This is a genomic window from Psychromonas algarum (genome assembly GCF_004376845.1).
GTDB lineage: Bacteria > Pseudomonadota > Gammaproteobacteria > Enterobacterales > Psychromonadaceae > Psychromonas.
This window is the reverse complement of sequence record NZ_SNUW01000002.1, coordinates 177,458-198,584: the sequence shown is the minus strand read 5'-3', so window position 1 is coordinate 198,584 and position 21,127 is coordinate 177,458. Positions and strand designations below refer to the sequence as shown.

The following is a 21,127-nucleotide window of genomic DNA, read 5'->3' as shown; positions in this document are numbered from 1 at the left end:
TGTGATTGCTATTAATTGTTTTTATCTTCTTTTAACCATTGGGCTACTTGTTTAGCAAAGTAAGTTAAAATGCCGTTGGCACCTGCGCGTTTAAAGCACAATAGTGACTCTAAAACACACTCTCTTTCTTTTAACCACCCATTGTCAATGGCTGCTTTATGCATCGCATATTCACCACTTACTTGATAAGCAAAAGTAGGAACTTTTAATTCTGATTTTACGCGACGTACGATATCTAAATAAGGCATGCCAGGCTTGACCATAACCATATCCGCACCTTCTTGAATATCAAGCGCAACTTCGTGAATAGCTTCATCGCTGTTCGCCGGGTCCATCTGATAAGTTGCTTTATTTGCCCCTTTTAAATTACCTGCGCTGCCTACTGCATCACGAAAAGGGCCATAATAATTAGAAGCGTATTTAGCGCTGTAAGCCATTATTTGAGTGTTAATAAAACCCGCATTTTCTAAAGCATCACGAATGGCTCCAATACGGCCATCCATCATATCTGATGGGGCAACAATATCAGCACCTGCTTGTGCATGAGAAAGAGCCTGCTTTACTAAAATCTCTGTGGTGATGTCATTCAGAACATATCCTTCATGATCTATAATTCCATCTTGTCCGTGTGTAGTGAAAGGATCTAATGCAACATCTGTGATCACGCCTAATTCTGGACATGTTTTTTTAATTAACATAACTGCACGTTGTGCTAAACCATTCTCGTTATAAGCTTCTTCAGCCATTTCTGTTTTAATGTCGCTTGGTGTGACCGGAAACAGTGCAACAGCAGGAATACCTAACGCGGCTAATTCTTTTACTTCAATGGCAAGTAAGTCTAATGATAAGCGTTCAATTCCCGGCATTGACGGAATTGCTTCACGACGATTTTCACCTTCAATAACAAACATAGGATAAATTAAATCATCTACTGTAAGGTGGTTTTCTTGTACTAAGCGGCGTGAAAAATCGTGTTTACGTAAACGGCGTAAACGACGAGCAGGAAAGGTTTGAGAAAGAGTCATGATGATTCCTGTGTTAAATTAAAAAATAGTTGGCTTGTTTTTTCTGTTGCGAGTGTAAATTCTTGTAAGTCCTGCTCTCGTGCATCAGCAATTGTTTGAGCTATGAAAGGTAAATATTTGGGTTCATTACGACTTGATTTAGGTTTTGGGTGCATTGAACGTGGTAATAAATAAGGGCTGTCAGTTTCAATCATTAAACGATTCTGTGGGATGATTTTAACTAGATCAAGCAGATGTTGACCTCGACGCTCATCACAAATCCAACCTGTAATCCCAATATGCAAATCAAGCGCTAAACAGCGTTCTAACTCTTCTTGTGTACCTGTAAAGCAATGTAAAACAGCATTAGGCAATTGTTTTATATAAGGAGTTAGGAGTTCGATAAAACGCTGGTTGGCGTCACGTTCATGTAAAAATACAGGTAACTGACACTCTACTGCTAATTCAAGTTGTTGAGTAAACGCTTTTTCTTGTTCTATAGGAGTTGAAAAATTACGATTAAAATCTAACCCGCATTCACCAATTGCTTTGACTTGTGGTTGCTGAGCGAGTGCTTTTAATCGTATTAAATGCTTATCAGTTAATGTGCTGGCATCGTGTGGGTGAACACCTGCAGTACAATAAATAAAATTAGGATAGGTTTTAGCCAAAGTAAGTGCTTGTTCACTTTCAGATAAGTTCGTACCCGTAACAATCAGTTGTTTTACACCTGCTTGTTGTGCGTTGTGAATTACCTTTTCCAGATCTTTATCGAAACGACAATTGGTTAAGTTAACGCCAATATCAATCATGTGGTTTTGACTCACTCGCTGTTTGTTCTGTGTTGGCTGATTCTTTATGAATTGTATTTTCAGTGTCTCTATCAAGCGGTGTATCTTTGACATAAAAACGCGAAAATAATAAACCTAGTTCAAATAAAATCAACATAGGCACTGCTAATAGCGTTTGTGAAATAATATCAGGTGGAGTTAATAACATACCAAAAACAAAGGCTGCAACAATAATGTAAGGGCGTTTTTCTTTTAATGCAGCTGGAGTCGTTGCTCCTGTCCAACATAATACTAAGGTTGCCACTGGAATTTCAAAGGCTAACCCAAATGCAAAAAATAGTTTTAAAACAAAGTCTAAATAACTACTAATATCTGTTGCTATCGTGACTCCTTCAGGTGCTGTGCTTGTGAAGAAAGAGAAAGCCAGTGGAAATACCACATAATAAGCAAATGCCATTCCACAGTAAAAAAGCAAAGCACTAGTAAATACTAAAGGAGCAATGAGTTTACGTTCATGTTTGTATAATCCTGGAGCAATAAAAGCCCACACTTGATGTAATATCGCAGGAATTGCGATGAAGACAGATAATACAATAGTTAATTTAATAGGTGTAAAAAAGGGAGTCGCTACACCAGTTGCAATCATGCTTGAGCCAGCAGGTAGTTGACTAGTGAGAGGAATAGCAAGGTAGTGGTAAATATCATTAGCGAAATAAACTAAGCTAAAAAATAAAAGAAGCACAATGATAACTACTTTTAGAATACGATCTCGTAGCTCTAAAAGGTGGGTGATTAATGGCAAGCTATGTTGAGTCTGCTCTGATGTTTGCTCACTCATTAATTACTTTCCCTGCGGAGTTACTGGTGGTGTTGGTGATTCAACCGTTGTTTTTGGTTCAGTTAATTCAGACGTATTTTCATCTAAATCTTGAGCTGTATTTTTATTCTTTGCTGGAGTTGCCATTAAATCAACGGTACTTTTTTGATAAGGGCGAGTAAGTTCATTAACACTATTTTTCATTTCATCGATCGATGCTTGTAAGCCCGGATCTAAAGCATCAACTCCCTTCTTGCTTGCTTTGATCATGTTTTCATTCATTTCATGTAATTCAAGCTCTTGTGATATTTCACTTTTAACTGAATTAATCATACTTTTGGCTGCATTTATCCATTTTACGACACTACGAATAGCGATCGGTAAACGCTGTGGACCTAAGACCACGAGTCCAATTACAGAGATCAACATGATCTCCCAAAAGCCAATATCAAACATTAATTAATACGCCTTTTCCTAGCCAGTTATGTTTTATCACAGATATTTATTGCCTATATAAAATAATTATTTAGTCTTTTTTATGGCTTTTTTCTGCTTCAGTTTCTTTTTGTTCTGTTTTAAAGCTAGCCTCTGATTTTTTTTCTAATTCAGCTGAAGGAGTTTCTTCTTCTTTAAGTGCTTTTTTGAAACCTTTAATTGCGCCACCTAAATCATCACCAATACCGCGCAATTTTTTAGTGCCAAATAAAACAATAACAATCACTGCAATAATAAGTAACTGCCAAATTCCGATACCGCCCATAATATATTTCCTATTGTATAAATAATGTGGTTAATAATAATCTAAATGAATTAATTTAATGTGCTCTATCTACAAACATTTTTATCTGCTGTTTGTATATTAAGGTTTATTGCTAAAGCGCCAAGCAAATATCCAAGATATTACTGCCGGGATACCAAAATACAAGCTAAACCTACCATTAGACTGTAAATAGAATAAAGCTGCAATAATGCTGAATGTGATTGCTAAAGCAGTTATTACTTGGCTTTTATTATTTTTTTGTTGCTGTTCATTAAAGCGTTGCATTAATAATTGCTGTTGCTGTTGAACTTGTTTGGTTTGCGCTAAATTGTGATAAACCAATTCAGGGATATCAGGTAATTTTTCTAACCAGAAGGGGGCTTTTAATTTTAATTTATTTATTAATGTTTTTGGGCTAACCTGTTCTCGCATCCAGTTTTCTAAAAATGGTTTTGCAGTATCCCATAAGTCTAATTGCGGATATAACTGACGCCCTAAGCCTTCAATATATAATAAGGTTTTTTGTAACAAGACTAATTGCGGCTGCACTTGCATATCAAAACGTCGAGCTGTGTTAAATAAATTAATTAAAACTTGTGCAAAAGAAATCTCTGACAATGGTTTTTCAAAAATAGGCTCGCATACAGCACGAATAGCAAATTCAAATTCTTCTGCTGGTGTTTCTGCTGGTACCCAGCCTGAATCAATGTGTAACTGTGCAACTTGTCTATAGTCCCTATTGAAGAAGGCTAAAAAGTTTTCTGCTAAATAGCGTTTATCTTCATTGGTTAAAGTACCTACGATGCCACAGTCTATACCAATCCAAAGAGGATCTTCTGGGTGTTCGTAAGAGACAAATACGTTGCCTGGATGCATATCTGCATGGAAGAAGCTATCTCTAAAAACTTGAGTGAAAAAGGCTTCAACACCACGTTCTGCAAGTAGTTTTAGGTTGGTTTTTTGCGCTTTTAATGCATCAATATCGGAGACAGGGATACCATAAATGCGCTCCATGACTAATGCATTTTGAGTACAATAATCAGAATAAATTTCAGGGACATATAAGACTTTAGAGTTTAAAAAGTTACGACGTAATTGAATGGCGTTAGCCCCTTCGCGCATTAAATCTAATTCATCAATAATAGTTTTTTCATATTCTCTGATCACTTCAACCGGGCGTAAACGTTTTGCCTCTTTTACAAAGCGTTGCATTAACGCTGCTAGCCATTTCATTAACTGAATATCTGCTGCAATCGTTTTTTTGATACCAGGTCGAGTTACTTTAATAACTACTTCTCTGCCATCTTCTTTTAACGTAGCGGTATGTACTTGAGCAATAGAAGCTGAGGCGAGAGCGGTTTTATCAAAATTATCAAAAATTTCATGCACTGGCCGTTGGAAGGATTTCTCAATTTGTTGAATTGCTAAATCGCCACAAAAAGCGGGCACATTATCTTGTAGATGTGCTAATTGATCTGCATAAATAGAAGGTAATAAGTCGCGGCGAGTAGACAGCATTTGCCCTAATTTTATATAGATAGGACCTAATGATTGTAAACTAAGTCGAAGCCGCTCTGGCAAACTTATTTCTTTATGTTGGTTGCGCAACCAAAATAAACAAAGTCGCATTATCCAATAAGTTTTAGGTATTTGGGCTTTCGGAATCAGCTCGATCAAACCGTATTCAATAAAGGTTTTATTAATTTGATATAAACGAGTTAATTCTTTAATTTTTATCATTTATTTTCCCGCTAATTCATTAGCGTTTAAGTGTTTATCTAGTTTATGTATTAAGTTATCGGTTTCACTTGCTAGCATTTTTACTTGCTCTGAAAAATAAGCAACTTCTAAACCACTGGGTGCTAATTTAATTTCTTCAGTGATATATAAAGCACTTTGTTTTTCTACTTTTTTAAGCTGCTTTAATGTACCTTGATGCAATTTTTTTGCGTGATAACAAAATTTATGAGCAATAACATCACCCACTTTATGTGAAAGATGCTCTTCCCAATCTATATCCATATTAGTGAGTAATTCAGCAAACTGCTGTACTAATTGAATATCACCTTCAACCTCTAACTCTCCTGTCTTTATTAACGTGGTGAGTTGATGATTGTCTTGAAGTTTATTTAAAGCGCTAAAGCTAACTCGAATATAGCAATCTGGATCGCCTTCAAAATTAGTTAATATATCGATTTGTTGCTCTGATATGACAAAATATAACGGAATATTAAGTTCTTTTAGACTGGCGCCAATGATAGTGCCATCCAGTTGTTTACGTTTTTTTACGGCACTACTATCTAACTGATGTAATTGATTAACACCTGTTTCTAATAAACCGCAAAGTAATTGCTGTAATGGCATATTGAGTCTCGCTAATAGGGTTAGTATTTATAACCACGATGTAGTGCCACAATGCCGGCACTTAAATTAAAATACTCAGTTCCTTCAAAACCAACATTATTCATCATTTCTTTTAATAAATCTTGGTTAGGATGCATGCGGATACTTTCCGCAAGATATTGGTAACTTTCACTATCATTGGCAATTAATTTACCCAGCTTAGGTAAAATATTAAATGAATAAAAGTCATAAAATTTTTGTACTGGTGTATAAATTGGTTTAGAAAACTCTAAGACTAATAAACGACCGCCTGGTTTTAATACACGATAAATAGAGGCTAATGCTTTATCTTTATCAGTGACATTACGTAAACCAAAAGCAATGGTGATTAAATCGAAGTGATTATCTGGAAAAGGTAACTCTTCAGCATTAGCTTGTACATAACTGACATTTCCTTCAATCCCCATATCGCGTAATTTCCCGCGACCGACTTTAAGCATTGAGTCATTGATATCCGCTAAAACCACTTCGCCTTTAGAACCTACAATTCGAGAAAATTTAGCGGTTAAATCACCGGTGCCACCTGCTAAATCTAATACTTTTTGACCTTGTCTAACACCAGAGCAATCAATGGTAAAACGTTTCCAAATACGATGAATGCCCATTGATAACACATCATTCATGATGTCGTATTTTGCAGCAACAGAGTGGAATACATCTGCAACTAATTCCGCTTTTTTATTTTCTTCAACGGTTTTAAAACCAAAATGAGTGGTGTTCTCTGGGTTGTCTTGCATAGTTATCTCTTTGTATTCTAAATAGTATTCAGGCTAATATTATTTGTAGATTAATTGTGTTGCATGATACCAATTTTTCTACAAGAGTTGGAACTTTATTATTGCTTCCCGTTCAGGTACTTTATTTTTTTATTTAAGTGATAAAAATAGGCGTGTCTAGCAATATTCTTATTCAATATCAAATTTGTATTGATGTATTGTCTGTATAGTTTTATAACTTTATTTGTAAACGCTGTCATTAAACTCATTGATTACTATTATGCCTCGAAGCATTAGTTTGTTACGTTATGAGTGTTTAAAGACTTTAATACCATGGATTTGGAAATTATAATGCTGAAAAACATCAACCCAACACAAACGAGCGCTTGGTCTACTCTACAAGGTTTATTTGATAATAATGCTGATATGGATATGTCTGCCTTGTTTGCAAAAGACAAACAACGTTTTCAGCACTTTTCTCGTCAATTTAATGACCAATTATTAGTCGATTTCTCTAAGAATTTAATTACAGAAGAAATTTTATCCAACCTACTTAAGCTTGCTAAAGAAGTTGATTTGAATTCGGCAATAAAAGCACAATTTTCTGGTGATTTTATTAATACAACTGAAAATCGAGCTGTGTTACATAGTGCATTACGCAATCGCAGTAATACACCTGTTATGGTTGATGGTGTTGATGTTATGCCTCAAATCAATGCTGTTTTAGCTAAAATGGAAGCTTTCTGCCATAAAGTACATTCTGGAGAGTGGTTAGGTTATACCGGAAAACGAATTACAGATGTGGTTAATATCGGTATCGGTGGATCTGATTTAGGCCCTTATATGGTAACTGAAGCATTACAGGCCTATAAAGTTGATGGCATCCATTCTCATTTTGTTTCTAATGTTGATGCAACACATATTGTTGAAACTTTAACGACTGTCGATCCAGAAACAACATTATTTTTAATCGCATCTAAAACCTTTACAACACAAGAAACCATGACTAATGCGCATAGTGCTCGAGATTGGTTTTTAAATTTTGCACAAGATGAAAAGCAAATTGCTAAGCATTTTGTTGCGCTATCAACGAATGCTAAATCAGTTGCTGAGTTTGGTATTGATACTGACAATATGTTTGAGTTTTGGGATTGGGTTGGAGGACGTTATTCTATTTGTTCTGCAATCGGTTTATCCATTGCATTAACGATTGGTTATGACAATTTTGAAGCTTTCTTAACTGGTGCTCATGAAATGGATCAGCACTTTGCCACAACAGAGTTTGAAAATAATATTCCTGTTTTATTGGCGGTTATCGGCATTTGGTATAACAACTTTTATGGTGCTGAGTCGGAAGCTATTTTGCCTTATGACCAATACATGCATCGTTTTCCTGCTTATTTTCAGCAAGGTAATATGGAATCTAATGGTAAGAGTGTGGATCGTAATGGTGAACCAATTAATTACCAAACAGGGCCGATTATTTGGGGAGAGTCAGGTACAAATGGGCAGCATGCGTTTTATCAGCTAATCCATCAAGGTACTAAACTGATCCCTTGTGACTTTATTGCGCCAGCTGTTAGCCATAATCCTGTTGGTGACCATCATAGTAAATTGTTATCTAATTTCTTTGCGCAAACAGAAGCATTAGCTTTTGGGAAAAGTAAAGAACAAGTAGAAGCAGAGTTTACGGCGGCAGGTAAATCAGCTGAAGAAGTTGCTCAGTTAGTTCCTTTTAAAGTGTTTTCTGGTAATAAACCTACAAATTCTATCTTGGTTAAAAAAATTACACCAACAACACTGGGTCAACTTGTTGCTATGTATGAGCAAAAGATATTTACTCAGGGAGTCATTTGGAATGTATTTAGTTTTGACCAATGGGGTGTTGAGTTAGGTAAGCAACTTGCTGGACAAATTTTGCCAGAGCTAGAAAGTCAAGGTGTTATTGATAATCACGATAGTTCAACTAATGGCTTAATTAATACTTGGAAAGCATGGAAGTCGCTTTAACTGAAAACTCTATATTTAAATATCTATTTTCCTATTTAAATCATTAACTCATGCTGCATGAGTTAATGTGTCATTTACTTTTCATTTACTCAGTCTCGATAAATCATTATTATACGAGCTCTTGGAACTATCCTTGTTTTACATCATTAGTTATATTAAGCAGTTTACATGTTCTCACCGCCATAAAGAGTCATTGTTAATTTATAATATTGGTTTTTCTATATAAGGGCATTTATGTATCGTTCAAACCTTATTCGTTTGATTAAATTAATCTTTATTAACATCTTCATTGCATTATTTATATTAGCTGTGGCGCGATTAGTTTTATTAATTAGCGCGGTGGATACAACGCAACTTTCTGTTTATAAAAAAGATTTGTTACATGTTTTTTTCTTAGGTGGACGTTTTGATATAAAAGTTGCTGCTATCGCTTTTTCATTACCAATTATTATTGGTTTATTAACCGCAAGTTTTGAAAAAGCATTTAAACATTTTTTATCTTTCTTTATTATTTACGCCACCATAATTCATTGTTTATTAGTGTTATGTTCCATCGGAAATTACTTTTATTATCAAACCTATTCTACCAGTATTGATGTTTTTATCTTTGGCCTAAAAGATGATGACACTGCTGCCATTTTATTCAGTATGTGGAATGATTACCCTGTTATTAAATCATTGCTTTTAACATTATTTGTTAGTTATATTGTTTTCTTAATTAATAAAATCTTACAAAAAAAACAGCTTAAAAAACCGTTATCTAAATATTCAAGGTTTAATAATTTAAGCTTTAATGTTGCTGTGACCTTTATTTTTTTAATTCTTATATTTTTATTTGCCCGTGGCAGCATGGGTACTCTCCCGCTAAAACGCTACCATGCTAACGTATCTGATTATGTTGTTTTTAATAAAGTAACTCCGAATGCATTGATGTTAATAGACTGGGCTGCAAATGATTATACTCACCAAGGAAAATTCCATACAATAAAAGAAGCTGACTATTTGCATAAAATGCAACAAGTATTAGGTGTTGATAATTTACTAAAAAGTACGCCTAAAAATGATTTTTTAGCTAAAAACCCACCTAATATTGTCATTGCAATGATGGAGTCTATGGGGACTTCTGTATTAAAGTTTGATGGTGAAAATGAACAAATGTTAGGGGAATTACAACCTCATTTTGTTAACGATTTTGTTTTTGAGCGTTTTTATGCCCAGACTTACGCAACGATTGATACGCTAGTGGATATGTTAGCAAATAGTAATGATCCGACTATTGCAGCTTCTGAGGCGCAAAGAGTAACGATTCCTGAAGCGCCAATGTTGGTCTATAAAAAAGCCGGATATCGCACCGTTTTTCTGTATGGTGGGAATGCGATGTGGCGTAATATATATAATTATTTTCCGTATCAAGGTTTTGATGAAATATACGATGAAAATAGTATTATGAATGAATATCCTGAAGCAAAAAACTCTAAAGGAGAATGGGGACTTGCAGATGAATATTTATTTAAGTTTACTGAAAAAATATTAAAAGAATCTACTCAGCCAACAGTGGTGCTTATGATGACAGTGACAAATCATTCTCCTCATCGATTACCTAATACAACTCCTGAACAAAAAATTGAGATTTCCAATGAAATTAAGTCTCTTGCTAAAATAGAGGGGGATAAGTTACATAATATGTTACAAACATACCGTTATTCTTCAGATGTTTTAGGGCAGTTTATAAGCGATATTAAACATTCTCCTCTGGGAGAAAAAACATTGATTGTTGCAACTGGAGATCATCGAATTAGGTCGATGAAAATGAACTCAGAAACACAAATGGTAAGTGCTTCGCAGGTGCCATTTTACCTTTATATTCCTGATGCGATATTGTCGCATGTTGAACATAGTTATCAGCCTTTAAGGGTTGGATCTCATAAGGATGTATTTCCAACATTATTTAATTTTAGCCTGTCTGATAGTCAATACAGTTCATTAGGAGGGGAAAATATACTGTCTCCTGATGAGAGTGTTAATTATTGGGGATACTCTCCTGAAGGTGTTTTTAATAGTGATGGTGCACACTTAAAATCCATGCCAGATAAATTAATGCCTTGGGCTAAAAATAGTAATAACTTCTTACCTGCAATAAGTGATGCAAGTAAGGTGACCCCTAGTGCTATTGAATATAATGAACTTAAAACGTTGTATATTAATAAATCAATTAAAGGTTTTGATTGATTGTTTTTTAGAAAAATAGGTTAACAATGAAAAATAAAATATTAACAATTCTTCGCCCCTTTATTTGTTTTGTGATGATCAATAGCTTATTTGCTATTGTTATTTCAGGGCGTTTTTTTAGTTATATGCCAGCATTGCCCACAGATTTTTTAGGGATGGCTTTTATTGTTTTTAGTGTGATTAGTCAAATGGCTTTATTATCACTATTGATTGGTTTGCTGGTTCTACCCATCGCTTTTCTTTCTAAAAGAACTTATATATTACTGACAAGTTTAATTGCTGCTCTTGGTATTTTATTGCTTATTGTTGATACCTTTGTTTTTGCTCAGTACCGTTTTCATATTAATCAAGTTGTTGTTGAGTTGGTTTTATCCGGTCAAGTAGTTGATTTTTCATTAATGAATGAATTATTAGTGTTTGCTGGGTTTGTTTTATTAGTGGTATTAGAATATTTCTTAATTTCGCGCTTATTAAATAATAAAAATGTAAAGAAAAGACCTATTGTTAAAAAATTCATGGGGTTATTATTTATTACATTGTTAGCTTCTAATGCTATTCATATTTGGGCTGCCGCAAATGCTTACCAACCTGTTACTATGGTTAAACGTTACCTTCCTTTATTTCATCCCGCTACTGCAAATACATTTATGGAAAAGCGTGGTTGGGTAGATATAGCTGCACTTTCTGCTGAAAATGATCGTAAAGTTAAAACCAAAGGTGATTTAAATTATCCACTTGCTCCTCTTCAAGTTCACCAACCTGAGCATCTATATAATATTATTTTTATTGTTATCGATTCATGGCGTTTTGATACGTTTAATAAAGAAAATACCCCTAATATTTGGCACTATGCAAAACAAGGTACGGTATTAAATGAGCATCGCTCTACAGGTAATGCAACTCGAGCAGGTATTTTTGGTCTGTTTTATGGCATGCCTAGTACTTATTGGCATTCATTTTTTGCAAATCAACAATCTCCAATATTAGTTCAACGTTTACAATCTTTGGGTTATCAAATGGGGATTTTTGCTTCTGCTAGTTTAGCTAAACCAGAGTTTAGCCAAACGGTATTTAGAGATATACCTAATTTACGTATGGGCTCTGATGGTTCATCTCCATCATCTCGTGATCAGGATCTAACTCAAGATTGGTTAACTTGGTATGCTAAAAGAGATGTTAATAAACCGATATTTTCATTCTTATTTTATGATTCTCCTCATGGGTATGATTTCCCCTCTGATTATCCAGAAATGTTTTCTCCAATGGCAAAATCAGTCGATTATTTAGCTTTGAATAATAATTATGATCCAACACCATTAATGAACCGTTATAAAAACAGTGTGCATTACACCGATTCATTAATAGAAAATATATTTAAAGCATTTGAGAAAGCAGATGATTTTGATAATACTATTTTTGTTATTACTGGAGATCATGCTCAGGAACTTAATGATAATAAATTAAATTTTTGGGGGCATAATGGTAACTTTACTGATGCACAAGTGAAGGTTCCGTTTATTATTATAACGCCTGAGCACAAACCACTTGAGCTACCCCAAATGATGACAAGTCATGAAGATATCGCCCCGACATTATTAAATAACTATTTAGGTGTTGACTCTCCATTAACTGATTATTCTTTAGGGATTGATTTTTTACATAACACTAAACCACGTGAGTGGGTGCTTTCATCTAGCTATAATGGTTATGCATTATTAGATGGTAAGTCGATATTGGAGGTAGATGAATTTGGGCAATATCAATTACTTGATAAATCAAATCGCCCAGATGATACGTTGAAAATGAATTATCTATATTTACAAGAAGCATTAAAAAATATGAAGCATTTTATTGATTAGTCGTTAATTTTTTAAAAGCATCGGTGACTTGGTTTATTTCGATATCGGCCATAATATGGTCACCTTTTGCTCTTGCGCTCCATGGTAGTTCTTTTAATGGTTTTTGATGTTGTTCCTGTACGTGTTTTTCATAAACGCTAATAACCGTTTCTTTACTAAGGTAAGGGCGAGTTCTATTAGGATTGCTATGGCCGTATAACCCGATGACGGGAACTCCTTGAGTAGTAGCAATGTGAGCGGGACCTGAATCAGGAGCAAGTACTAATTGAGCTTGTTTAATGACGGCAGTTAGTTGTTTTAATGAGGTTTTTCCAATTAAGTTAGTCACCTTGCCTTTTGTTAGTGCAATGATGTCATTACCTAGTTTGATTTCTCGTGGAGCAGGTGACCCACATAAAACAACCTGGAATCCTTGAGCTATCGCATAATCTGCAACGGCTGCATAACGTTCATTTAACCAATTTCGTTCGTCTTTGCTCGCTGCAGGAGAAATGACAAATAAAGGCTTGTTTTCATGACGTATTTGTTGAGCAAATTGAATGTCAGAATCAGCTAATGGAATATTCCATGTAGGGGATGTTTGCTTTATACCTAAAAAATAAGCAAATTCAAAAAAGCTATCTAACACATGCTGAGATGCAGTGTCTGGGATTTTTTTATTGGTAAATAACCACTGACCTTCTTTAGCGCGCTTGCTATTAAAACCTACTTTGTACTTGGCTTTAATACCTAATGTTAGTGCACTAGCTCGTAGTGCTAATTGCATGTGTAATAACGCATCAAAACGTTGGGTTTTTAATTGTTTCCAGATAGCTTTCATACCTGAAAATCCAGTTTTTTTATCAAAAACAATCACTTCCACGCCGGGTAAGTCATGAAATAATTGAGCTTCTATTTTTCCCATGATCCAAGTTATTTTAGTGCTTGGCCACTGTTTTTGAATTGCCTGAATGACTGCCACAGCATGGCAAACGTCACCAATTGCAGATAAACGTAGAATACAAATAGATTTTGGTGCTGTTGTAAATAAAGGCATAATAGTATGATTCGTTAGTCAATTTTCTAAAGTATACAATAATCAATCAAACTCGAGATAAGTATTTATGGTTAAGGTTTCACAGAAAAATAAAGTTTATATTATTTATGATGATGATTTATTAGGTGTAGAGGCGGAGAATTCTTTTTCTGTACATTATTGGCAACAAAAAAATAGCATTATAGGCTCAGCACAAGGCCGGGGAACAACTTGGTTTATTCAACTAGATAAACTACAAGCTGCACTGCGTCATTATCGTCGAGGAGGGTTATTTGGGAAATTAATTTCAGATACCTATCTTTTTACCGGTTATCAAAATACACGTAGTATTGCAGAGTTTCATTTATTAGCGCATTTACAAAAAAAAGGAGTAAATGTTCCAGCTCCTATTGCTGCGAAAGTACAGCGTAATGGCTTATTTTACCAAGCAGACCTACTTTCGGAAAAAATCCCTAATGCAACTGATCTTGTTGATATTTTACAAATACGAGAACTATCACAACCTGAGTATTTTCATATTGGGCAGGAGGTTAAAAAACTGCATCAAGCTCAAGTTAATCATACTGATTTAAACATCCATAATATTTTATTGGATAGCCATGGAAAAGTATGGATCATCGATTTTGATAAGTGCTACCAACAAGTTGGTGATAACTGGAAAGGTAATAACCTGCAACGCTTATTACGCTCCTTTCGCAAAGAGCTTAAAAAAAGAGATATACACTGGTCTGAAGCTGACTGGCTACTTTTAATGGCTGGTTATAATAATATCAATCACAATAAATAGCTTAAGGTTTTCTGCAATGAACCTTTATTCTCATTCACAATGCTAAGTGCAGCCGTTCCTGATTGTTTTTGTAAGTTAGGATCGTTAATTAATTTTTTAACTGCCTGGTAAATCTCATCGCTATTATTACAAATAGTACATCCATTGGCAGCAATAAGTTGCTCTGTTATTTGTTTGAAATTGTAATAACTTGGACCTGTTAAACAGGGTTTAGCTAATGCGGCTGGCTCTAATAAATTATGCCCACCAACTTTCTCTCCAACTAAACTACCTGCCATAAAACAAATGTCAGCTGCGCCTATTAACATCAACATCTCTCCCATGGTATCGCCAATAAATACTTGTATATCTTGATTTACCGGCTGCTTACTGGTTTTACGCACACTTTTAAAACCTTGTTGTTGGCTAAGTTGATATACCTGTTCGAAACGCTCTGGGTGCCTTGGTACAATGATTAATACTAATTTAGGTATCTCTTTTAATAATGATTTGTGCGCCTCTAATACAATTTCATCTTCGCCTAAATGTGTACTTGCTACGATCCATACGGGTCTATCTTTAGCAATTTCTTTCCTTAAACTTAATCCGGCAGAGATAACCTCAGAACTAATGTTAATATCAAACTTTAAAGAACCTGTTATTTTTACTTTTTGGTCATTTAGCCCAAGCGAAAGAAAACGCTCTGCATCATCTTTTGTTTGACATAAAACTTGCTGGATATTTTGAGATAGTAAATTAAAGATACGTTGAAATTTTTTATAGCGTAAGCATGAGCGTGCAGATAATCTTGCATTGAGAATAGTGATTTCTACATTATTTTGAGCTGCTACTGCTAATGTATTTGGCCATAGTTCTGTTTCCATTATAAATATCTTTTGTGGTTTGATAGTGCGAATAAAACGTTTGATGGCAAAAGAAAAGTCAACAGGCATATAGCGGTGCTGAGCAATATTGGAGAGTTTAGCCGCTTGTTCTGCACCTGTGCTGGTGGTCGTCGTTATTACTATTGTGTGTTCAGGGTGACTGTGGTGATATGCTCGAATAAGTGGTGTAGCTGCAATTGTTTCTCCTACTGAAACCGTATGAAACCAAACTACATATTTACTTGGATTATCTAATGTAGGTGTAAAACCGAAGTGCTCTTTCCAACGCTTCCCAAATTTAGGTTTATTGGGTTTTGATTTATATAGGGAATAAATAAAAAAAGGAGCAACAATTAAAAGTAATAAACTGTAAAGCCATCGAAGAATCATTGTTATTCCTAAGTATTTAAATAAAATTATGCATCATATATGTGTCGTTTAATATTACCACGTTCTCTTTAAAGCTTTAATATTACAACTTAAACACCCTCGATTTAAATTCAAAGGAGTTGCCTATAAGTAGAGTTTTTTACTTTAAAAACTGTTAGTTAAGATAGTGCAATATCAGCATTACACTATATAATAATTAATTCTTTAAGTTATCAATAGTGGATATTCTGTTCATGGCCTCTCATAAATACTTACTTTATATTTCTCAAAATTATGCTTATGCCATGTTGCGACCTCTGCAAGCTGAAATCCTTAAACGAGGTGACGAAGTTAGATGGTTTTTAGAGGGGAAGGAAGTTTCTAGTCATTATCTTGATTTTACTGAAAAGTCATTAGCTAATATCGATGCTGTAAAAGCTTGGGAGCCTGATTTTGTTTTAGTGCCTGGAAATATTGTTCCTGATTTTATTCCAGGTATTAAAGTGGGGCTATTTCATGGATTTAATTCAGGAAAACGCGGTAATGATGCTCATTTTAAGATCCGTCAATGTTTTGATATGTATTGTACACAAGGGCCAAATACAACAGAGCGTTTCACCCAATTATCTGAACAATATAAAACATTTACCATCAAAGAAACTGGGTGGGCAATGCTTGATCCACTTTTTATCCCGACTAACAATAACCCTTACCATATTAATGGTGATGAACGCCCAACTATTTTAGTTTGCTCTACTTTTTCAGAAGAAACGTCGTATGCAAAAGAGTTACTACCAACTATTAAAAAATTAAGCGAGTCATCAGATTATCGTTGGTTAGTACAGTTTCATCCTAAAATGCCTCTTGAGATAGTTAATGCTTATAAAGCAATTCAAAATAAAAATTTAAGCTTTGTGGAAACAGATAATGTGATCCCACTATTGCAAGCAGCTGATCTTATGTTATGTGATACATCGTCTATCATGACTATGTTCTTATTACAGAAAAAAATTGTTATTGCTTATAAGAATAAAACGAGAAATGAGAGCTTTTTACATGTTGATAATGCGGATGATATAGAAGAGCAGGTTAAATTTGCATTAACTAATCCAAGTGAGTTATTGAATAAAGTAGATGATTATTGCTCACAAACTCATCCTTATATCGATGGAAAATCAAGTGAGCGAATTATTAATGCATGCGAAGAGCTTAAAGTAAATGGTATTGAGCAGCTAAAGAAAAAACCGTTGAATATTATTCGCCAACTTAAGTTACGTAAAAAACTAAAATATTGGAAAATATAATGAGTCTAAAAAAGCATAGTTTATCCGTCATAGTGATCACTAAAAATGAAGCAGATAGAATTACTCGTTGTTTAGAATCAGTTAAAAATATCGCTGATGAGATAATTGTTTTCGATAGCGGCTCAACAGATGATACTGTCGCTATTTGTAAAGAGTATACTGAGCATGTTCATATTACTGATTGGCCTGGTTTTGGAAAACAAAAACAAAGAGCACTAGAACGTGCAACTTGTGACTGGGTTTTATCAATTGATGCCGATGAAGCATTAGATGAAAAAATGCAGTCAGAGTTATTAGCTTTGTTAACACAGGCAACAATTGGCAATGATGCGTATAAGTTACCTTGGGGAGTTACCATACATGGAAAAACGTTAAAATATGGGCGAAGTGCTCGTGCTGTATTACGTTTATTTAAGCGAGAAGGAGCTGCCTTTTCTCTTGATGAAGTACATGAAAAAGTTATCCCGAAAGGAAATAAAATAGGTAAGTTGAAAGGGGTGTTATTACATTATACTCATCGAGACTTTAAACATGGTTTAGATAAATCAGCTCAATACGCTTGGTTAGGCTCTCAAAAATATTATAGAAAAGGGAAAAAGTCACATGGCTTATTTCTCGCTCTACTACGGTCTATGTGGGTCTTTTTCCACATTTATATATTAAGACTTGGGATATTAGATGGCAGCATTGGGTTTCTAGTTGCAATGCGTTACGCTCATGGTAATTTTAATAAGTATGCTGGTTTATGGCTTTTGGAGAATAACAGAGCTTAGGTTTTGCTTGAACCTCTATTATTTAGAGGTTCATTACGATTGCTTATGGTTACTTGAGTGAGTCTTGTAATGACTCTATAATTCTAATTGACTCATCTATTTTTATTTTTAAAGAATCAAGTTCCAGCTGACTAATACTCAGGATATTTTGTTTTACATCTGTTGAAGATATATTTTCAGTTCTTGGTAAATAAATTACCTCACATTGAGCTTTTAAATGATCAAATCTCCCTTGCCAATCATCTCCCATAGCAAATGTTGTTATATTATATTTTTCAATATCATTCTTTTTCTGTTCCCAATTATTTTCTGGGATAACTAAGTCTACATATCGACAAGCTTTAACAATTCCAGCTCTTTCTTCATAACTAAAAATAGAGTGTTTATCTTTTAATTTATTAAAGTGATCTGTCGAAACTCCGACAATTAAATTATCCCCCATTGCTTTTAGCCGTTTAAATAATTTAACATGTCCAATGTGAAATAAATCATAAGTACCATAAGTTAATATATTTTTCATTTAATTCCTTAGTAGCTCATATTTTTTTATATAACCTAATAAATCTTTAGGCTTTCCTTGAAAAGTGGAGGAGGTACCAGATATAAAGCTATAATTATTAAAATCGATAAAATTTGATTTCTTAGGTGTTTCCCAATCTTTTCCGTAATGCTTTAAAAAAATATCAACAGGTGATAAAGGCATTAATAAATCAATATTATTATGCGGTTGTAACACTATTTTAGAATACTTTACTGAAAAATATTCAGAAAATCGTCTTTCTTTTAGGTTTTCTGTAAATAATTTTTGTGGTTTTTGTGTTCTGAAATTAGGACATAAATGAATGGTAGAATTCGCACTCTCTTGTAAATAAAATACATCAATACTCACCCCTTTATATTTAAAAGTAAGTTCAATAATTTCATTATTAGCTGTTGAGAAACCATGAAATTCACATCCTAATTTAGAGAACTGCTCTATAAGGGAGAATGAAAAATAGTTTTTATCAAGTAATGCAAAATCATAATCATCAGCAAAAATAAACTCTTTATCTCTATATATAGATAGTAATGTTCCAAACATAGGAAAAATAGGAGCATTTATTTTTTTGATTAAGCTTAAAACCTCCTTATTCAGATATGAATAATCTTTTTTAGGAACAGTTTTCTTTTTCTTCTTAGGGGTAATATTTTTAATAAACTTTACTGCACGTATTGATTTAAATTTACTCTCCAATTTTTTTAATCGCATGGGGGAGTTTCGGGAGTCAATCCCTTTTGTAATAGGAGGGGAGATGATTAATAAATAAGTAAGAATAAAATACAGAGTTAACGTTTGTGCGTGTTGAAATGGCACATCAGTTAATGAAGCAATACTATAAATTGATATTATTAATAGCCCAGGCCAAGTATTTTCATTGTTATTTTTCTTTAAATAATAGGCTGGTAATATTATTGTTAATATTAATAATGCCAAGCCAATAATGCCATATTTTACTAAATTAGTTAAAAATTGATTATGGTAATGGGTGAAATTGACAATCCTAGGTGATATTAAATGTTGCTCTGCCATCCTTTTTTTATAAGCTATATGTTCATTTCCTAAACCTATAATAGGAGATTTCTGAGATAATATAATTGCAGTTTTCCACATTTGTAAACGTAAACCAATAGAAGTATTTAAGTTTCCTTTTTGGATTTGATGAATCTCTGCTTCCGTTTGTGTAATCCGTTGCGTTATTCTGTCATGGCTAAAATAATAAGCGATCCCAGTTGCTAGTAGAAATGGAATAAGAAGATATACTGACTTTTTGTTATTAAAAAATGATTTAATAACAACTACGATAATTGCAATGATTAATGCAAACCAAAGCCCACGAGATTGTGAATATAATAATGGAATTAACGCCGTAACAAAGGTAGTTATCCATAATAAAAATGGCCTAATAGATCTGCTTTGTAATAAATAATAAAAAGACAATATTGATAGAGTGGCACTGAATGTAGCATAAGGGATTGGATTAATGCTCCACATTCTCCCTTGGTGAAAAATAAAGGTATGTACCATAACAAATATAAATGAAGTTATTGTGCCAATTAAAACAAGGTATTTAAAATTAATTTTAGTTATTAAAGAGGGGGGGAGAATAGCTAAAAATATAAATAAGCAAAGAAGTGCTCGCATACTACTTGAGCCGTAACCATAGTGCATTTTAGCAAATATAGAAAAAATACAATATGCACCTAAAAGCCATAATATTCTATTGTTTTTTATGTTTTGTAATATGGGTTTTATACCGTATGTATAAAAAGAGAGCATTGTTGATATTAATACCAATATGACAATCATTTTTTTACCACCAGGATATAAGAACATACCTGTAAATACCCATAATATAGGCAGAAGTATAATATTATTTAAAATATTTTTTTTATTTAAAATCGTCATAGTTACCTATACAAAGTATATCTTATTTGTTCATAAAGCCTAAAAAGTTCAATTGTTAGCTTGTCATAAATAGTTAAATTCTTTTTATCTTTTCTATCTGAGCCTATAGTGCTTACTATTTCTGCACGTCTAATGATATTAGGTTTAAAGTAATAAGTTTTAACTCCGTGCCGCCATGGTTTTTCCATGTAATCGTCAACAGCCTCAATGAATTCATGTGAATGAATGATAAATTCTTTTGCTGCTTCTGGAGATAATATATATCCTTGTGTTCCAGAACCTCTTTTTAGGTATGTTACTATTTCTAAACCATTCTTTAATATCTCTTTCTTTTTTGTTTTTCTTTTAAAAATGGAGCATAGTTTAATAAATTTATATTTTTCTGCTAACTCATCAAAAGTATTAATAGAGGATTTTAATGCATCTGTAAACTCACAGTTATCTTCTAGTACTAATATTGGTTCATTAATTTGAATACACTTTTCCCATATAGAGTAATGACTTGCATAGCATGCAATTTCGTTTCTAGTTAAGGCGTAACCATGTCTTTTTTTTGTTTTTATCGGACGTTGTTTTTTATAGTATTTAAAATTATTTTCTTTCCCATCAACGGCATCAAAAAATTCGAAATTAATACCTATATTATTAAGCGAACTTTCTATTTTTATGCGTCTTTCCGTGGAGCGTTTTAGGCTAATAACAAATACTTTCATAATGCTCTGCTCTTTCTTCTATATCATTAAAACTATAAATTATTATAACTAGGGTGTGTTGTTCTTCGCATTATGCATGCTTTTTGTTTAAACATGTATCGCTAACTATATCATTAAGAATGCCAGTGATAAGATACTGCCGTAATTTCGTTTTACCTTTTTAGACGTGACATAATCTCGAAGTAGAGCACTGTCATGGCCTTTGTCCTTCTTATAGTTCGAATTAAATAGGTAAGTCCCTGCTGTC

19 protein-coding genes are annotated in these 21,127 nt (G+C 33.7%); 6 read left to right on the top strand and 13 right to left on the bottom strand.

What is annotated here, in order from left to right; genetic code table 11:
* Positions 1–11: 11 nt before the first annotated feature.
* The 8 genes from hemB to ubiE form a co-directional block, all read right to left on the bottom strand.
* Positions 12–1,025, bottom strand: coding sequence for a porphobilinogen synthase (hemB, locus tag E2R68_RS00915; RefSeq protein WP_445177071.1), 1,014 nt, complete (start codon positions 1,023–1,025; stop codon positions 12–14).
* Positions 1,022–1,816: a TatD family hydrolase gene (locus E2R68_RS00910; protein ID WP_134275625.1), complete on the bottom strand. Its 795-nt coding sequence runs from the start codon at positions 1,814–1,816 to the stop codon at positions 1,022–1,024. Before E2R68_RS00910 ends, hemB begins: the two co-directional genes overlap by 4 nt.
* Positions 1,809–2,633 carry a twin-arginine translocase subunit TatC gene (gene tatC / locus E2R68_RS00905; protein WP_134275624.1) on the bottom strand — a complete coding sequence of 275 codons (825 nt, stop codon included), beginning with the start codon at positions 2,631–2,633 and terminating at the stop codon, positions 1,809–1,811. Before tatC ends, E2R68_RS00910 begins: the two co-directional genes overlap by 8 nt.
* Before the next feature lie 3 nt (positions 2,634–2,636).
* On the bottom strand, positions 2,637–3,068 hold the full coding sequence (gene tatB, locus E2R68_RS00900) for a Sec-independent protein translocase protein TatB (RefSeq protein WP_134275623.1): 432 nt from the start codon (positions 3,066–3,068) through the stop codon (positions 2,637–2,639).
* A 70-nt stretch (positions 3,069–3,138) separates the two neighbouring features.
* Positions 3,139–3,372, bottom strand: coding sequence for a Sec-independent protein translocase subunit TatA (gene tatA, locus E2R68_RS00895; protein WP_134275622.1), 234 nt, complete (start codon positions 3,370–3,372; stop codon positions 3,139–3,141).
* A gap of 99 nt (positions 3,373–3,471) precedes the next feature.
* Entirely contained in the window at positions 3,472–5,112 is a 1,641-nt protein-coding gene (ubiB, locus tag E2R68_RS00890) for a ubiquinone biosynthesis regulatory protein kinase UbiB (RefSeq protein WP_134275621.1), read from the bottom strand.
* Positions 5,113–5,736: a ubiquinone biosynthesis accessory factor UbiJ gene (locus tag E2R68_RS00885; RefSeq protein ID WP_134275620.1), complete on the bottom strand. Its 624-nt coding sequence runs from the start codon at positions 5,734–5,736 to the stop codon at positions 5,113–5,115.
* A 20-nt stretch (positions 5,737–5,756) separates the two neighbouring features.
* Positions 5,757–6,512 (bottom strand): bifunctional demethylmenaquinone methyltransferase/2-methoxy-6-polyprenyl-1,4-benzoquinol methylase UbiE, encoded by a 756-nt coding sequence (gene ubiE / locus E2R68_RS00880; RefSeq protein WP_134275619.1) that lies wholly within the window; start codon positions 6,510–6,512, stop codon positions 5,757–5,759.
* Positions 6,513–6,842: 330 nt separating this feature from the next.
* Between ubiE and pgi the strand changes: the two genes are divergently transcribed.
* The 3 genes from pgi to E2R68_RS00865 all read left to right on the top strand — a co-directional run bounded on the left by pgi (position 6,843) and on the right by E2R68_RS00865 (position 12,589).
* The gene (gene pgi / locus E2R68_RS00875) at positions 6,843–8,501 is read left to right on the top strand and encodes a glucose-6-phosphate isomerase (RefSeq protein ID WP_134275618.1); all 1,659 of its coding nucleotides are present in this window, start codon (positions 6,843–6,845) and stop codon (positions 8,499–8,501) included.
* 234 nt (positions 8,502–8,735) lie between these two features.
* Positions 8,736–10,730 carry an LTA synthase family protein gene (locus E2R68_RS00870; protein ID WP_134275617.1) on the top strand — a complete coding sequence of 665 codons (1,995 nt, stop codon included), beginning with the start codon at positions 8,736–8,738 and terminating at the stop codon, positions 10,728–10,730.
* Between the two features lie 26 nt (positions 10,731–10,756).
* Positions 10,757–12,589 (top strand): DUF3413 domain-containing protein, encoded by a 1,833-nt coding sequence (locus E2R68_RS00865; RefSeq protein ID WP_134275616.1) that lies wholly within the window; start codon positions 10,757–10,759, stop codon positions 12,587–12,589.
* Here the strand turns inward: E2R68_RS00865 and E2R68_RS00860 are convergent.
* Entirely contained in the window at positions 12,579–13,625 is a 1,047-nt protein-coding gene (locus E2R68_RS00860; protein WP_134275615.1) for a glycosyltransferase family 9 protein, read from the bottom strand. The genes E2R68_RS00865 and E2R68_RS00860 overlap by 11 nt on opposite strands.
* 67 nt (positions 13,626–13,692) lie before the next feature.
* On the opposite strand from E2R68_RS00860, the gene E2R68_RS00855 reads away from it, so the two are divergent.
* Positions 13,693–14,412, top strand: coding sequence for a 3-deoxy-D-manno-octulosonic acid kinase (locus E2R68_RS00855; RefSeq protein WP_134275614.1), 720 nt, complete (start codon positions 13,693–13,695; stop codon positions 14,410–14,412).
* Here E2R68_RS00855 and waaA read toward each other — a convergent pair.
* On the bottom strand, positions 14,400–15,665 hold the full coding sequence (gene waaA / locus E2R68_RS00850) for a lipid IV(A) 3-deoxy-D-manno-octulosonic acid transferase (protein WP_134275613.1): 1,266 nt from the start codon (positions 15,663–15,665) through the stop codon (positions 14,400–14,402). The genes E2R68_RS00855 and waaA overlap by 13 nt on opposite strands.
* A 233-nt stretch (positions 15,666–15,898) precedes the next feature.
* Here waaA and E2R68_RS00845 point away from each other — a divergent pair, with 233 nt between their 5' ends.
* The gene (locus E2R68_RS00845; RefSeq protein ID WP_134275612.1) at positions 15,899–16,948 is read left to right on the top strand and encodes a UDP-N-acetylglucosamine 2-epimerase; all 1,050 of its coding nucleotides are present in this window, start codon (positions 15,899–15,901) and stop codon (positions 16,946–16,948) included.
* Positions 16,948–17,721, top strand: a complete 774-nt coding sequence (locus E2R68_RS00840) for a glycosyltransferase family 2 protein (RefSeq protein WP_134275611.1) — start codon at positions 16,948–16,950, stop codon at positions 17,719–17,721. The genes E2R68_RS00845 and E2R68_RS00840 overlap by 1 nt, the downstream gene beginning before the upstream one ends.
* Positions 17,722–17,770: 49 nt before the next feature.
* Here E2R68_RS00840 and tagD read toward each other — a convergent pair whose 3' ends face one another.
* Genes tagD through E2R68_RS00825 form a run of 3 tightly spaced genes read right to left on the bottom strand, consistent with a single transcriptional unit; the run spans position 17,771 to position 20,880 of the window.
* Positions 17,771–18,241 (bottom strand): glycerol-3-phosphate cytidylyltransferase, encoded by a 471-nt coding sequence (gene tagD / locus E2R68_RS00835; RefSeq protein WP_134275610.1) that lies wholly within the window; start codon positions 18,239–18,241, stop codon positions 17,771–17,773.
* Positions 18,242–20,167 (bottom strand): O-antigen ligase family protein, encoded by a 1,926-nt coding sequence (locus E2R68_RS00830; protein ID WP_134275609.1) that lies wholly within the window; start codon positions 20,165–20,167, stop codon positions 18,242–18,244.
* 2 nt (positions 20,168–20,169) lie between these two features.
* Positions 20,170–20,880, bottom strand: coding sequence for a glycosyltransferase family 25 protein (locus E2R68_RS00825; RefSeq protein WP_134275608.1), 711 nt, complete (start codon positions 20,878–20,880; stop codon positions 20,170–20,172).
* Positions 20,881–21,127 lie beyond the last annotated feature (247 nt).

Coding starts and splice junctions, on each gene's coding strand:
- tatC (WP_134275624.1), bottom strand. CDS start 2,633: ATGAGTGAGCAAACATCAGAGCAGACTCAACATAGCTTGCCATTAATC.
- E2R68_RS00910 (WP_134275625.1), bottom strand. CDS start 1,816: ATGATTGATATTGGCGTTAACTTAACCAATTGTCGTTTCGATAAAGAT.
- tatB (WP_134275623.1), bottom strand. CDS start 3,068: ATGTTTGATATTGGCTTTTGGGAGATCATGTTGATCTCTGTAATTGGA.
- hemB (WP_445177071.1), bottom strand. CDS start 1,025: ATGACTCTTTCTCAAACCTTTCCTGCTCGTCGTTTACGCCGTTTACGT.
- tagD (WP_134275610.1), bottom strand. CDS start 18,241: ATGAAAAATATATTAACTTATGGTACTTATGATTTATTTCACATTGGA.
- E2R68_RS00865 (WP_134275616.1), top strand. CDS start 10,757: ATGAAAAATAAAATATTAACAATTCTTCGCCCCTTTATTTGTTTTGTG.
- ubiB (WP_134275621.1), bottom strand. CDS start 5,112: ATGATAAAAATTAAAGAATTAACTCGTTTATATCAAATTAATAAAACC.
- E2R68_RS00845 (WP_134275612.1), top strand. CDS start 15,899: ATGGCCTCTCATAAATACTTACTTTATATTTCTCAAAATTATGCTTAT.
- E2R68_RS00860 (WP_134275615.1), bottom strand. CDS start 13,625: ATGCCTTTATTTACAACAGCACCAAAATCTATTTGTATTCTACGTTTA.
- tatA (WP_134275622.1), bottom strand. CDS start 3,372: ATGGGCGGTATCGGAATTTGGCAGTTACTTATTATTGCAGTGATTGTT.
- ubiE (WP_134275619.1), bottom strand. CDS start 6,512: ATGCAAGACAACCCAGAGAACACCACTCATTTTGGTTTTAAAACCGTT.
- E2R68_RS00840 (WP_134275611.1), top strand. CDS start 16,948: ATGAGTCTAAAAAAGCATAGTTTATCCGTCATAGTGATCACTAAAAAT.
- pgi (WP_134275618.1), top strand. CDS start 6,843: ATGCTGAAAAACATCAACCCAACACAAACGAGCGCTTGGTCTACTCTA.
- waaA (WP_134275613.1), bottom strand. CDS start 15,665: ATGATTCTTCGATGGCTTTACAGTTTATTACTTTTAATTGTTGCTCCT.
- E2R68_RS00870 (WP_134275617.1), top strand. CDS start 8,736: ATGTATCGTTCAAACCTTATTCGTTTGATTAAATTAATCTTTATTAAC.
- E2R68_RS00825 (WP_134275608.1), bottom strand. CDS start 20,880: ATGAAAGTATTTGTTATTAGCCTAAAACGCTCCACGGAAAGACGCATA.
- E2R68_RS00830 (WP_134275609.1), bottom strand. CDS start 20,167: ATGACGATTTTAAATAAAAAAAATATTTTAAATAATATTATACTTCTG.
- E2R68_RS00885 (WP_134275620.1), bottom strand. CDS start 5,736: ATGCCATTACAGCAATTACTTTGCGGTTTATTAGAAACAGGTGTTAAT.
- E2R68_RS00855 (WP_134275614.1), top strand. CDS start 13,693: ATGGTTAAGGTTTCACAGAAAAATAAAGTTTATATTATTTATGATGAT.